Here is a 14,891-nt window from a genome sequence, read left to right on the forward strand (position 1 = left end):
AGGTAGGCTATTCAAAATTCAAGGCTCAAATTTCAAACTTAAAATCTATCAGCTTTTGTTTGAAATTTGAGTCTTAAATTAGTGTTTTAGTGAGAAGCTAAATATGCTGCAGTACCTTTTGCATTAGGCGCCATGGCATCTTTACCTTCTTCCCAGTTTGCAGGACAAACTTCACCTTTTTCTTGAACGTGTGTATAAGCATCAATTAAACGTAAATATTCGTTTACATTTCTTCCAACCGGCATATGGTTAATACCTTCATGGAATACAGTTCCTTCTTCGTCAATTAAGTAAGTTGCTCTATATGTTACGTTGTCTCCTTCTACAGTTACCATTCCAGATTCTTCATCGTATTCTTCGTTAGTGATATCTAAAATCCCTAAAGCAGAAGATAAGTTACGGTTTGTATCTGCAAGAATTGGGTAAGTTACTCCTTCAATACCACCATTGTCTTTTGCTGTATTTAACCATGCAAAATGAACTTCAGGAGTATCGCAAGATGCACCAATTACTATTGTGTTACGTTTTGTAAACTCGTCCATAGCTGCTTGGAATGCGTGTAATTCCGTTGGACAAACAAATGTAAAGTCTTTTGGATACCAGAATAATACTACTTTTTTCTTATTATTTACTGCTTCTTCAAGAACGTTTACTTTAAAAGTGTCTCCCATTTCGTTCATTGCGTCAACGTCTAAATTTGGGAATTTTCTACCTACAAATGCCATGTTTTTTATGTTTAATTATTAATAAATTTCTTTACAGCAAAGATAGTTTAGAAAGACATAATTAAAGGCTAATTAAATCTTAATATTTTATCGTAAGATAGATTTAGTTTATAGTTAAAGCAAAAAGCGATAACAAAAGTTTATTTTGTTGTTATTTGTCTTATTTTTATTTGAAGTGCCGCGAAGAATAGAGTGGTAAATGGGCTTAACCAGTTAAAAATAGCATAGACAAAATATTCGCTTACCCCAACTCCTAAAACACCGGACTGGTAGGCTCCACAAGTATTCCATGGAATTAAAACTGATGTAACCGTTCCCGAGTCTTCCAGAGTTCTACTTAAGTTTTCTGGAGCGAGACCTTTATCTTCATAGGCTTTTTTAAACATTTTACCTGGAATAACAATCGCTAAATATTGATCGCTAGCAATGGTGTTTAATCCCAGGCAACTAATTACCGTACTCGCAAATAACCCAAATACTGTTGTGGCAACAGATAAAAGAGCTTTAGTTATTCTTGATAATGACCCAATAGCGTCCATAATACCACCAAAAACCATAGCACAACAGATTAAAAGAATGGTCCAAATCATACCTTTCATGCCTCCAGCCGAAAATAAATCATTCAGTTTACTGTTGTCTGTTACAATTTGAGAGTCTGTAAGAATGGCATTCACAATGGCATTAAGTTTATTAGAGGCAAGGCCGTCTAAAATATCAGGTTGAAAAATATAAGCGAATACAGCTGCTAAAAGAACTCCTATACCTAATGCAATAAGTGGTTTTGTTTTAAATAGAATTAAAACAATAACCATTAATGGCACAGCAAATAATACGGGAGAAATATGGAAAGTTTTATCTATACTAGTTAGAAGTCCGCTTAAATCTGCACTTCCAGTAGTATTTATAGTCATGCTTAGAATACTAAAAGCAATTAAAGTTATTATTACAGTAGGAACAGTAGTAAAGCTCATGTAGCGGATATGCGTAAACAAATCTGTTCCGGCCATAGCAGGAGCCAAGTTTGTAGTATCGCTTAAAGGCGACATTTTATCTCCAAAATAAGCGCCAGAAATGACTGCCCCGGCAATCATTCCAGTTGGAATACCTAATGCACTACCTATTCCAATTAATGCAATACCAACTGTAGCAGATGTGGTCCAAGAGCTTCCTGTGGCAATGGAAATAACAGCACAAATAATAACAGATGCCGGTAAAAATATGGCAGGACTTAATACTTGTAAGCCATAATATACCATAGCGGGAATAACGCCACTAATAAGCCAGGTTCCTGCTAATGCACCAACTAGGAATAAAATCATAATAGGAACAAAAACACTCCTTAAGTTTTCCCAGACTTCTTTTAGCATGAGAGAAACTTGAACCTTATTAAAAAATCCGACTATTGCAGCAATTCCACCTCCAATTAATAATATAAATTGATTAGAATATTCTCCAAAAACTTCTCCGTCTGCGTAAAAGATGTTATAGGCTAACATCATCATTAAAAGAATTACGGGGATTAAAGCTTCCCATATACTTAACTCTTTATTATCTATAATTGTTTGGTCTTCTATATCAATTTCGGATAAGTTTTTGTCGTCTTGCATTTTTTAGTTAGTTTAATCGGATTGTAATGTTACGATTTTCACTTTAAGTATGCAAATTGTTTTAAATACCATGATCCTCCAAATAGTATTTTTCGAAGATCCTTAGACTAAAGCAAAGTATAGTCATTATACTTACTTAAGGACTAAAACTTATTCTATAACAACCTCAGAAAAAAGATATAACTATATATGTGTTAATTAGGTTTCAGTTATACAGGTAATTAGGACAAATCTTTCTTAATATTTACGTTATAGCCTAATAATTACCTGTTTTATCGAAATGTCACTTTTATAGTGTTAATTTTAGCTATAGTGTTTTATATTTGAGTAACTAAATTATTAAAGTCATGGGTTCCAAAAGAGGCTTCTTACTTTTAAGTCTGTTATTTTTCTTTGTTCTTGAGGTTTTTTCTCAAGTGGGAATTGGTACCACAAACCCAGATGCGTCTTCTGTTTTAGATATTGAAAGTACGGATGCTGGTGTTTTAATTCCAAGAATTGCACTGACTTCATCTATAGACGTAACAACTATTACAGCTCCAACAGAGAGTTTATTAATTTATAATACCCATACAAATCTGGGTGCAAACTCTGTGAGGCCCGGTTTTTACTTTTGGAATGGCAGTAAATGGAGCCGCCTAAACGATAATGAAGAAAAGGTTTATGGGGAGGTTTTTATTCGCTATGGAAGTCAATCGATTAACGTAAATAACCCTATCCGGTTTGGTTCGGTAGGTCTATATCAAGGAGTGATTCCTTACCCTTCTACTGGGAATACAAATAATCGTCATCTCGCTTTTCAGATTATTACTCCTGGAGTATACAGAGTGTCCTATTCTATAAGCGTTGTAAAAAGGGTCTTAGCTTCTGTGACAACTTTTGGTTTTATGTTGAGAGTAGGTACAGGTCCCACCACAACAGATACAACCGAAGTAATAGGTTCGCGTACTCATGAACAGGTGGAATATATAAATGGAAATGCTAATTGTAGTATGACTAAGCTGGTTCACTTAAATGCTGATGATAGAATATATGTGTTTCCTACAATCTCTTATACCAGTGTAGAAATTAATGATGAATCAGCAGTTTTCAACATCGAATTAATCCAAGCAGATTAATACTTTAAAGTTTAGTGCTAAACTAATAATTCAACCCCGTACGAAATTTTAAAAGTACTTCTTTTAGAATTATCTCTTACATTTAACATAATAAAACAAAAAAGAGAGCATTAAAGAAGCTCTCTTTTTGTGATACATATTTTTTTCTAATTATAAAATATTCAATTCTTTCATGCAATCTTGCATAACTTTAAAAGTTCTTTCAATATCAGCATCTAATCCAATAGAGAAACGAATTAAGCCATCGCTTAGGCCCATTTCTTTTTGTTCGTCTTCAGGAATTTCAGAAGAAGTTGAACTTCCTGGTGCAGAAAATAAGGTTTTGTAAAATCCTAAACTTACAGCTAAATATCCTAAATTTTTCTCTTGCATTAATTCCATGAGAGCATTGGCTTTCTCTAAGGAACCAACATCTATGGTTAACATGCCTCCGTATCCGTACTTATCATTCATCATGGACTTAAATAACTTATGTGATGGATGAGACTGTAATCCTGGATAAACAGTTTTTAGCCCTAAGCCTTCAAATTTCTCAGCTAAATATGTGGCGTTCAAACTGTGTTGTTGCATTCTAATATGAAGTGTTCTTAAATTCTTTAAAACCGAAGCAGCTCTTAAACTATCCATAGTGGCTCCTAAAAGCATACAAGCGCCGTCGTTAACACTGCGTAACTCGTTAATAAACTCTTGTGTTCCACAAACAACACCTCCAACGGTATCGCTTGAGCCATTTATAAACTTGGTTAAACTATGTATCACCATATCAGCTCCTAATTGGATTGGAGAAATAGATAAAGGAGAGAAAGTGTTATCAACAACCAACTTTAAATTATGTTTTTTTGCAATTTTAGCCAGGCCAGCAATATCTGCAACCTCCAATAAAGGGTTACTTACAGATTCACAATAAATAACTTTTGTGTTTGGGGTAATGGCAGCTTCCACAACATCTAATTTAGTAATGTCTACAAAACTTGTTTTAATATTAAATCTAGGTGCAAAATTCTTTAAAAATGCATAGGTTCCTCCGTAAATAGTTCTACTAGAAACCACATGGTCTCCAGCACCACATAGTTGCATAATTACAGGGGTAATGGCACCCATTCCAGAGGCTGTTACGTTTGCTGTTTCTGTACCTTCCATTGCTGCTAGAGCTTCACCTAAGTACAAATTAGAAGGGGTAGAGTGTCGGGAATATAAATAACAACCATCGGCATTGCCTTCAAACGTGTCGAACATGGTTTTAGCCGATAAAAATGTATATGTAGAAGAATCTGATATAGAAGGGTTCACTCCTCCAAATTCGCCAAAATATTGTAAGTCTTGTATGTTGTTTGCTGGTTTAAAAGCCATAATCAAATATTTTTTAAGTTATATGTGATGTAAATATCGCTTTTTTTAGAGAAATTATCAAATGTATTAGTAATCATTAGATTATAAATCTACAAAAGGATATATTTGTAGAATATTAATTATGTTTCACTGAATTCTATTCATTTAATCTGAAAAATGTTCAAAATGAGTTTCGATGTTATTGATAAAAAACTGCTTTCTTTTCTTCAAACAGATTGTAAACAAACTAATAAAGAGCTTTCTAATAAGTTAAATTTATCTGTAACAGCTGTTTACGAGCGGATTAAAAAATTAGAGAATCAAGGTGTTATTTCAAAATATGTAGCCTTAGTAAAAAAAGAAAAGGTAGAAAAAAGCTTTGTTGCTTTTTGTCACATCAAACTTATTCAACACACTCAAGACTACGTTGTTAAATTTGAAAAGGAGGTCGCTAATTTGGAAGAGGTTATGGAGTGTTATCATATTAGTGGAGATTACGACTATTTACTAAAAGTAATTGTAGAAGATATGGAGGCTTTTAGAGAATTTATGGTCAATAAATTAACAACAATTCATCATATTGGAAGTACCCATAGTATGTTTGTAATTAATGAAGTTAAACACGGAACAGCTATTAATATTTAATAATATTAAATTTTTAATTTTTTTGTTTTAAATTTAGTACATGTATGCAAGCAACATAAATAAAATATATAAGGATATTTTTCAATCTTACGATAATCCCGATTTAGCTCATCATATAAAAAAAATTATGGAGTTAGATATTTACTTGCCATATAGCTCTACATTTTTTTGTATTACTAATACACAAAACCTAACCTTCGAGTTTATAAGTAAGAACATGAGTTCCTGTATAGGCTTGAATAGAGAGACCTTATTAAAAGAAGGTATGCGTTATTTTTGGAATTATATACATCCAGAAGACATAGAATTATGGTTAAAATCTTTGAACGATTTAATGGTTTATACCCTCGAAAATATTCCTATCGATCAAAGACAACGGATGAGCTATACATGGAATTACCGACTTAAAAACACCGATGGCGCCTATTGTAATATTGTTCAAAATACAACGCCTTTAGAGTTTGACTCCGATTTAAAACCGATTATTGGTTTAGCACATTACACAGTTTTAGATGCTAAGATTAAAATGCCTATAACAGGAACTGCCAAATTTTTAAATGATAAAAATGAATATGAAACTAAGTATTTTAATAACTTCTCCCAAAAGCAATTAACTAGTGGATTAAGTAATAGAGAGCGTGATGTAATTAGATTGTTAACCATTAATAAGTCTAGTAAACAAATAGCTGAATGTCTCAATATTAGTCCTAATACAGTAGACACTCATAGAAGAAACATTCTCAAAAAGTTAAATATATCCTCAACTGGAGAGTTAGTAGGTCTGCTTAAATTAAATAAAAATTTGATATAATTTTTTTAAAATTACTCAAATTGAGTATTGCAAGAAACTCTAAATTATTCCAAATTTGTATTGCTATTAATTAATTCTTAGGGAGAATTAACGATAAACTAGGGCAACCTAACTATTTTGTTGGTGTTGTCCTAGTAGTATTTTACAGAAAAGCGCATATTTCATAATTTCCTTTTTTTCATGATTTTAATTTTTCATCACGTAAATTCTCTATAGGTAATTCGCAATTCATAAATCAAAATTGTACTTTTGTACTCGTTTTAACACAACTTGAAAAAAAACAATTATATGAATTCATACGATGTAGCCATTATTGGTTCTGGTCCTGGAGGTTATGTAGCAGCTATACGTTGCGCACAATTAGGAATGAAAACTGCTATTATAGAAAAATATTCAGTACTTGGTGGAACCTGCTTGAATGTAGGCTGTATTCCAAGTAAAGCTCTTTTAGACTCTTCTCATCATTACGAAGATGCTATCAAGCATTTTGAAGAACACGGAATTGATATTCCAGGAGATGTAAAGGTGAATTTAAAACAAATGATTGCCAGAAAGCAGTCGGTTGTAGACCAAACTACAGGAGGTATTGATTACTTGATGAAGAAAAACAAAATCGATGTTTATCAAGGATTAGGCTCTTTTAAAGATGCCACTCATATTCTTATTAAAGGTGAAAAAGAAGAGGAAATTGAAGCAAAAAACATCATTATTGCTACAGGTTCTAAACCTTCCAATCTTCCTTTTATTAATATCGATAAAGAACGCATAATCACTTCAACTGAAGCTTTAAAACTAACTGAAATACCTAAACATTTAATTGTTATTGGTGGTGGTGTTATTGGTTTAGAGCTAGGACAAGTTTACAAGCGTTTAGGAGCAGACGTAACTGTTATTGAATATATGGACCGAATTATTCCAACTATGGACGCCGGTTTGTCTAAAGAATTAAATAAGGTTTTAAAGAAGCAGAAATTTAAAATTAATGCGTCTCATAAAGTAAAATCTGTAGAGAGAAAAGGAGATGAAGTCATTGTAAAGGCAGATAACAAAAAAGGAGAAGAAGTAGAGTTTAAAGGCGATTACTGTTTAGTCTCTGTTGGCCGACGTCCATATACAGAAGGCTTAAATGCAGAAGCAGCAGGAGTAAAACTAACAGAAAGAGGACAAATTGAGGTTAATGATAATTTGCAAACTAATGTTTCAAATATCTATGCTATTGGAGATGTAGTTAAAGGAGCCATGTTGGCACATAAAGCCTCTGAAGAAGGATCTTTTGTTGCAGAAGTTATTGCTGGTCAAAAACCACATATTAATTATAATTTAATTCCTGGAGTAGTGTATACCTGGCCAGAAGTTGCTTCTGTTGGTAAAACAGAAGAACAACTAAAAGAAGCAGGAGTAGAATATAAAACAGGACAGTTTCCTATGCGTGCTTTAGGTAGAAGTAGAGCTAGTATGGATTTAGACGGATTTGTAAAAATTCTTGCAGATAAAAATACGGATGAAGTTTTAGGTGTTCATATGGTCGGAGCAAGAGCAGCAGATATGATTGCAGAAGCAGTTGTAGCTATGGAATATAAAGCATCGGCTGAAGATATTTCAAGAATGTCTCACGCTCATCCTACCTTTGCAGAAGCAACTAAAGAAGCAGCATTGGCCGCTACAGAAGATAGAGCTTTACATATATAAACAGATTTGTTATGCTTAGCTGTTAAGAGCAAATAGTAAAACAAAGCAATCCTTTTTGGGGTTGCTTTTTTTATTATATAAGAATAATTGCTAAGTTGTATTAACTTTTGTTAATATTACATTTAAGTGTCCTTTATAACTAAAAAATATAAAAAAAATATCAAGCAAATTGAATCTCATAGTGTTCCCAAATTAGTTAACCCGATACGACTTCAAGAATATGGCGTAGGTATTTTTCAAGCTGCTTTAACAAAATCTGCATTAAAAAAAGCATTAAAGAAACAATATATTACGGTAGATGGTGTTGTTGCTACTTCGGCCACTTTTATTCATGGAGGAGAATGCATTTGTATATCTATTTCAGAAGAAGCCAGCAAGAAAAAAAAACTAATCTTTCCATTGAATATTTTATTTGAAGATGAGTACTTGGCAGCCATACATAAACCTGCCGGCATTTTGGTTAGCGGCAATAGTTTTAAAACCATTGCCAATGCTTTAAATCAAAACTTAAAACGAAGCAACCTTCCAGAATCAGCTGTACCACAGCCTGTCCACCGATTAGATTTTGCTACGACAGGAATCTTATTGGTTGGAAAAACAAGCAGTAGTATCCGTGCATTAAATAAACTATTTGAAAATAAGGAAGTTGTAAAAACCTACTATGCCGTAACTATTGGTAATATGAAGAATCTCGGAAATATCACTTCAGAAATTGATGGCAAGGAATCGCATACTAATTATACGGTTTTCGAAACTGTACCTTCAGAAAGATTTGGTAGGCTCAACTTGGTACAATTAGAACCTCTTACAGGAAGAAGACATCAATTGCGCAAACATCTTTCAAGTATTGGCAATCCCATATTAGGAGATAAAGATTATGGCATCGAAAATCTAATTTTAAACGGGAAAGGTCTGTATTTACATGCCTATTCTTTAAAATTTACACATCCATTTACAAAGGAAGAAATATATCTAAAAGATGATTTTACTGAAAGGTTTAAAAAGATATTTAGTAAGATGACGTAGGTAGAAAATATAAAAGTAAATTTTTAAAAACGAAGTTTCAAAACCTCTCCAATAACGCTAAAACCCCCTTCTTATAAGTCCTACTAATTGTTAAAGCCTGCTCATAAATAACAATATGCTTATTTGTAAATGATAAAATATGTGTTAAAACTGTAGAAAGAATATTTTTATTATAAACAGAATTACTAACTTTCAAAACTTGCCAACCTAAGAAAATTTAAAGATATTAGTTGCTTGAATAATTAGTTTTGCTATTAATTATTTATATAACCAAATTGGTTCGAAGCTAAACTTATTTTAGTAATAAGTTATTGTTAGGAAGGTTTTGAAATACAAGTGGTTATACTAATCCCTTTTCAGAAATGACGAGGGATTTTTTTTACTAATAGATTGTGGCTTCAGTCTATTATACTGTTACAACCTAATATGAAATAGTAACTATAATGCTTCCATAATTTCTAAACCCATTTAAAAACCGCAATGTTCTATAAAATTTGCAATTTTTAATAGTAAATGTTATACCCTGTAAAAAGGAAACACTTAATTAATTTTGTTTCTTTCTAGAATACAATAATCTAGTTTCTTAATTATTTTTAGATTTTAGAGTTGGTCCTTTTTAAATGTTGTTATTAGTAGTTGTCAAAACCTTTTTTAGTAAATTAGACTTTTAAAAAGGCGAATACATAAATTTAAATAAAGCCATATGCCCATTGAGAATATTCCTGAAATTTATATGACTAACAAAACTGAAAAACCAGATTTGTTTGTATACGATTTCAAAATGACAAACGATGTGGTAAAAAGTAAGGTCAATCTGGGCATGAATATGTTTAGCTTTTTGCAAGTAGGTAAGAAGCAAGTTCATTTTGCTGATGCTTCTATAGCTGTCAACAAAAACCAATCTTTATTACTTAAAAAAGGAAATTGGCTGTGGACAGAACTATTAGATACAGATCGAATTTATAACTGTAAACTCCTGTTTTTTTCAGAAAGAAGATTGAAAGAGTTTTTAGAAAAGCATTCGGTTAATAAGGGTAAAATAAAAGAGGAGTCGCCATATTTTATAATTAAAAATGATGCTTATATAACATCATATTTAAATTCCCTTTCTACCATTAGTCATGCGCCTGACGTTTTTATGGAAAATTTACTTTCTGTTAAGTTTGAGGAATTGATGCTTTATCTTATTCAGAAATACGGAAACACATTTAAATATTATTTGCATTCTTTAATAATTAATGAGATTTCGCAATTTAAAAGGATTGTTGAAAGCAACATTCATTCAAATTTAAAATTAGAAGAAATTGCATTTTTATGTCACATGAGTCTGTCTACTTTCAAGCGTCATTTTGTTCAAATTTATAAAGTGTCTCCAGGAAAATGGTTAAAAGATAAACGTCTTCAAAAAGCAAAAGAAATCCTTGAATCTGGAATATTGAAACCATCAGATATTTATATAGAATTTGGTTATAATAACCTCTCTAATTTTAGTATTGCTTATAAAAATAAATTCGGTATTAGTCCTAGTAAAACGTCTTCCTAAAAATATTTTTACTTCTAGAGTTTTCATGTACTTCAGTTAAGAGCAAAAGATGATTCTAATTAGTATACATCGAATTTGACCTTTTTTCATAAGTTTCTGAGCTATTTTAGTAAATAAAAACCTGATGATCTCCTGTATTTTTGCATCACAATAATAACAATACTAAAACAAAACATTATGAATATTACATTAGCACAAGCTGAAAAAGTTATTACAGCAGCAAAAGAAAAATCGGCAGCAATTGATACGAAAATGAATATTGCTGTTGTAGATGCAGGAGCTAACTTGGTAGCCTTTGTACGTATGGACGGTGCTTGGTTAGGTTCTTTAGACATTTCTATAAAAAAAGCAAAAACAGCTCGTTTTTTCGATATGAATACAGGAGTTGTAGGTGAATTATCCCAACCAGGAGGGTCACTATATAATATTGAACATTCAAACAACGGATTAATTACTTTTCCAGGAGGAATTCCTATAAAAAATGTAAATGGTGACATAATTGGAGCTATTGGAGTAAGTGGAAGTTCGGTTGAAAACGATCATGCAGTTGCAGAAGCTGGAGCAACATCTATTTAAACCACAGTAAATATATTTTTAAGAGGATAATTGATTTTTAATTATCCTTTTTTTTTGTTTTAGTCTATTTGCTTTAACAAAAAGTATTTTTAGAAAGTGAATAAGGCTAGTTACTTTCAATAAAAAATAGAAGCGAAATATTAATTTTTTTGTGAGAATTTCGTTATTTTTTATATGTTATAAAAAGATGTTTTTAAAAACAACATCCATAAAATAAAGTACACATGAGTAGAGGATTTGTTAGAGAAGAAGATCAGGAAGAAATTCCATTGGTTCCACCAAGAGCAGACTTGCCTGAAGGTGTAACAAACTATATGACTCCAGTTGGCATGGATGAGCTTTTAGCTGAAAGACAAGGGTTAATAAGTGAAAGAGAGACTTTAGATATTTCAAGTGAAAAAGAAAAGCGTATTGCTGTAAATTTTATAAACGCCAAATTGCAATTACTTAATAACCGAATTGCAACTGCCAAAATTATCGATTTAAAACGGCAACCACAAAAGGAAGTTAGGTTTGGTGCTTTAGTAACTCTAAAAATTGGAAGCGATGCAAAGCTTCAAAAATTTCAAATTGTAGGTGTGGATGAAGCGGATATTTCTAAAGGAAAAATTTCATTTATTTCTCCAATAGCCAAAATACTAACAAATAAGAAAGTAGGAGAGAAGGCTGTTTTAAAACTAGCAGCTACAGATAGAGTTTTTGAAATAATAGATATTAATTATACACTGGTATAAAATAAATGCTTTAGAATATCAGTGCTCTACTCTGGCATTGATGAGCTTATTTCCACTCGTTTTTTTTTCAATATAGAATTAGATACTAAAAAATTAGTAAAATTTTCACTAAAATAATTTCATCGTATTTACGATTAATCGTAATATTGCAATGAAGTTTTATGAATCAATTAGATTGAGTCAAAATTAAGATGATTAAATTGTCTAATTCAATTTTCTCAAAATTATTTTCTTCAAAAAAGGAATCTTTAATCACAATTAAACAACAGTCATGAAAAAAGAACAAGAATTAAAAGACATTGTGAAAGAACGCTATGCCAAAATTGCTGAACAGGGAAAAATAGAGAATGCATCCTCTTGTTGCGGAGCTACTACACCATCTAATAAGGTATATAACATTATGATGGATGATTATTCTGACACCACTGGTTATGTAGAAGATGCCGATTTAGGTTTAGGCTGTGGTCTTCCAACTCAGTTTGCGCAAATTAAACAAGGAGATACGGTAATCGATTTAGGTTCTGGTGCTGGTAACGATTGTTTTGTTGCAAGACATGAAACTGGTTCTGAAGGAAAAGTTATTGGAATTGATTTTACGCCAATAATGATTGAAAAGGCAAGAATTAACGCAGAAAAGTTAGGCTATAATAACGTTGAATTTAGAGCAGGCGATATCGACGACATGCCAGTAAGTAACGACGTTGCAGACGTAATAGTTAGTAACTGCGTGTTGAATTTAGTTCCAAACAAAGGAAAGGTCATTGCAGAAATTTCTAGAGTTTTAAAACCTGGAGGTCATTTTAGTATTTCGGATATTGTTTTAGTAGGAGAACTACCAGAAGCTTTAAGACAAGATGCTGAAATGTATGCAGGTTGTGTGGCAGGAGCTATTCAAAAAGAAGCATACTTGCAATTAATAAAAGACAAAGGATTTCAAAATATAAAAATCCAAAAAGAAAAAACGATTAGTATTCCTGATGATATTTTGAACAAATACCTTTCTCAAGAAGAAATAAATTCATTTAATAATGGAGATACAGGTATTTTTAGTATTACAGTATATGCTGAAAAAGCAGGAACTAAAAAAGAGAAAACAAAAGTGAATCTTTCAGAAATAGAGGCATCAGACTGTTGCACGCCATCTACTGGTTGTTGCTAATTAAAAATTCCTGTTTAAGCAGGAGCCTCTGGTGTTTGTAGGAATTAGAAAAAGTTTAAACTTTTTTCAAAAAAAAATCCATCTTAATTTTAAAGATGGATTTTTTAATTACTTCTTCTTTTTGTTATGCTTATTGTAGTTTTTGTCCCCTCTAAATTCCTGCGCATGCAGGAATCTCAATAGGTTGCATACGAGTATATAGGAACCGGATATAGGCCTTAATTACTTCTTCTTTTTGTTACGCTTATTGTAGTTTTTGTCCCCTCTAAATTCCTGCGCATGCAGGAATCTCAATAGGTTGCATACGAGTATATAAGAACCGGATAAAGGCCTTAATTACTTTTTCTTTTTGTTACGCTTATTGTAGTTTTTGTCCCCTCTAGTTTTAGGCTTTTTATACTTCTTTGCAATCTTAAATTTATAAGAACCTCCTAAATTTTCTTTTTGGTTTTTTTCAGACTTTTCATGAAAAGCAGCACCTTTAGTTTCATCTTTTCTAAGTCGTAAAGGGTTATTTCTTTCTTTTATTACTTCTCGCTCTTCTTCAATTAGCTCTGTAGAAACTACAACAGTTTCAGGAATTTCCACTAACGGAATTTCCATTTGCATTAACTCTTCAATTTTTTCTAAAGACTCCTGTTCTTTTTCTGTTGAAAATATAATTGCTTGACCTTCGCGTTCTGCACGCCCAGTTCTTCCAATTCTATGCATGTAGTTTTCAGGAAAATCTGGTGTGTCAAAATTTATTACATGAGAGACGTTATCAATATCCAGTCCACGAGCCATCACATCTGTAGCCACCAATATTCTATTAAAGCCTTCTCTAAACTGTTCAATACTTCTCAGTCTGTAGTTTTGTGTTTTGTTTGAATGAATCACACAAAGCTCTTCATGAAACTTTTGATCTAAAGCATCAAATAACCTATCAGCCATTTTCTTATGAGCCACAAAAATTAAAACCTTATTAAACTCCTCTGTATCACTTAATAAGTGGTTTAACAAATTTAATTTTGTATAGAAATTTGGAACTTTATATTTGGTTTGTGAAATATTTTCCAAAGGTGTTCCAGAAACAGCAATAGATACGCGTTCTGGAGCAATAAAAAAGTCGTATATTAATTCGTCCACATCTTGAGTCATTGTAGCCGAAAACATGATGTTTTGTCTACGCTCTGGCATAATGTCAAAAATGTTTAAAAGCTGATGCCTAAATCCAAGATCCAACATAACATCTACTTCGTCAATCACCAATTTCTGTATAGATTTTAATTGCAACACTCTGCTTACAGCTAAATCGTATAAACGTCCAGGAGTGGCGACAATAATATCCAAGCCTTGAGCAACAGCTTGTTTTTGAGTATTAATATTTACACCACCATAAACTCCCAATACGCGAACATTGATGTACTTAGCAAGTTTTTCTATTTCCTCAACTACTTGAACAACCAATTCCCGAGTAGGAACCAATACCAAAACTCTAGGATTGTCCTGTTTTGAGAATTTTAGATTTTTTAAAATGGGCAACATATAGGCAAAAGTTTTACCAGTACCAGTTTGTGCAATCCCTACTATATCTTTCCCAGAAGCTACCACATTAAATGCTTCTTCCTGGATTGGCGTAGGCTGTGTAAAACCTAAATCGTCTAAGGCGTTGTATAAAGGTGTATTTAAATTTAAATCTTTAAATGTACTCATGTGTGTTTTAATATGCTGCAAAGATAGATTTTTATTAGGATTCTACATTCTTACCCAGGCAGGAATCTCAGAACAAGTTATTTGAAAAGTTTTAGAAATAGGTTTCAATAGAGATGAACTAATTATATTCTATTAAATAATACTTAAGTATTTTAGTTTTGAATTGTAATTATATTACAATTTTATAGTGTAAAATATATAACTAAAAGCCGTTCAGCTTTTAAATCCGTTTTA

The 14,891-nt window shown here is 32.0% G+C and carries 13 protein-coding genes; 9 read left to right on the forward strand and 4 right to left on the reverse strand.

Annotated elements, in window-relative coordinates; translation table 11 throughout:
- Nucleotides 1–86: 86 nt before the first annotated feature.
- Entirely contained in the window at nt 87–725 is a 639-nt protein-coding gene (locus OS188_RS10400; RefSeq protein WP_267148775.1) for a peroxiredoxin, read from the reverse strand.
- A gap of 140 nt (nt 726–865) precedes the next feature.
- Nucleotides 866–2,332, reverse strand: a complete 1,467-nt coding sequence (locus OS188_RS10405) for a Na+/H+ antiporter NhaC family protein (protein ID WP_267148776.1) — start codon at nt 2,330–2,332, stop codon at nt 866–868.
- 347 nt (nt 2,333–2,679) lie between these two features.
- Between OS188_RS10405 and OS188_RS10410 the strand changes: the two genes are divergently transcribed.
- On the forward strand, nt 2,680–3,450 hold the full coding sequence (locus OS188_RS10410; RefSeq protein WP_267148777.1) for a phage tail-like protein: 771 nt from the start codon (nt 2,680–2,682) through the stop codon (nt 3,448–3,450).
- Between the two features lie 150 nt (nt 3,451–3,600).
- On the opposite strand, the gene OS188_RS10415 is transcribed toward OS188_RS10410, so the two are convergent.
- Nucleotides 3,601–4,800: an aminotransferase class I/II-fold pyridoxal phosphate-dependent enzyme gene (locus tag OS188_RS10415; protein ID WP_267148778.1), complete on the reverse strand. Its 1,200-nt coding sequence runs from the start codon at nt 4,798–4,800 to the stop codon at nt 3,601–3,603.
- A 165-nt stretch (nt 4,801–4,965) separates the two neighbouring features.
- Between OS188_RS10415 and OS188_RS10420 the strand changes: the two genes are divergently transcribed.
- The 8 genes from OS188_RS10420 (at nt 4,966) to OS188_RS10455 (ending at nt 12,962) form a co-directional block, all read left to right on the forward strand.
- On the forward strand, nt 4,966–5,424 hold the full coding sequence (locus OS188_RS10420) for an Lrp/AsnC family transcriptional regulator (protein ID WP_267148779.1): 459 nt from the start codon (nt 4,966–4,968) through the stop codon (nt 5,422–5,424).
- A gap of 40 nt (nt 5,425–5,464) precedes the next feature.
- Nucleotides 5,465–6,235: a LuxR C-terminal-related transcriptional regulator gene (locus tag OS188_RS10425; RefSeq protein WP_267148780.1), complete on the forward strand. Its 771-nt coding sequence runs from the start codon at nt 5,465–5,467 to the stop codon at nt 6,233–6,235.
- Nucleotides 6,236–6,523: 288 nt separating this feature from the next.
- The gene (gene lpdA, locus OS188_RS10430) at nt 6,524–7,924 is read left to right on the forward strand and encodes a dihydrolipoyl dehydrogenase (protein WP_267148781.1); all 1,401 of its coding nucleotides are present in this window, start codon (nt 6,524–6,526) and stop codon (nt 7,922–7,924) included.
- A gap of 159 nt (nt 7,925–8,083) precedes the next feature.
- Nucleotides 8,084–8,950 carry an RluA family pseudouridine synthase gene (locus OS188_RS10435; protein WP_416236535.1) on the forward strand — a complete coding sequence of 289 codons (867 nt, stop codon included), beginning with the start codon at nt 8,084–8,086 and terminating at the stop codon, nt 8,948–8,950.
- Nucleotides 8,951–9,653: 703 nt separating this feature from the next.
- Complete coding sequence (locus OS188_RS10440) at nt 9,654–10,493, forward strand: helix-turn-helix domain-containing protein (RefSeq protein ID WP_267148782.1); 840 nt, start codon at nt 9,654–9,656, stop codon at nt 10,491–10,493.
- 177 nt (nt 10,494–10,670) lie between these two features.
- Nucleotides 10,671–11,069 (forward strand): GlcG/HbpS family heme-binding protein, encoded by a 399-nt coding sequence (locus OS188_RS10445; protein ID WP_267148783.1) that lies wholly within the window; start codon nt 10,671–10,673, stop codon nt 11,067–11,069.
- Nucleotides 11,070–11,293: 224 nt separating this feature from the next.
- Nucleotides 11,294–11,803: a GreA/GreB family elongation factor gene (locus OS188_RS10450; protein WP_267148784.1), complete on the forward strand. Its 510-nt coding sequence runs from the start codon at nt 11,294–11,296 to the stop codon at nt 11,801–11,803.
- A 271-nt stretch (nt 11,804–12,074) separates the two neighbouring features.
- Complete coding sequence (locus OS188_RS10455) at nt 12,075–12,962, forward strand: arsenite methyltransferase (RefSeq protein WP_267148785.1); 888 nt, start codon at nt 12,075–12,077, stop codon at nt 12,960–12,962.
- A gap of 336 nt (nt 12,963–13,298) precedes the next feature.
- On the opposite strand, the gene OS188_RS10460 is transcribed toward OS188_RS10455, so the two are convergent.
- Nucleotides 13,299–14,657 carry a DEAD/DEAH box helicase gene (locus tag OS188_RS10460; RefSeq protein ID WP_267148786.1) on the reverse strand — a complete coding sequence of 453 codons (1,359 nt, stop codon included), beginning with the start codon at nt 14,655–14,657 and terminating at the stop codon, nt 13,299–13,301.
- Between the last annotated feature and the right edge of the window lie 234 nt (nt 14,658–14,891).

Source organism: Xanthomarina sp. F1114 (genome assembly GCF_026410255.1).
Lineage (GTDB): Bacteria > Bacteroidota > Bacteroidia > Flavobacteriales > Flavobacteriaceae > Xanthomarina.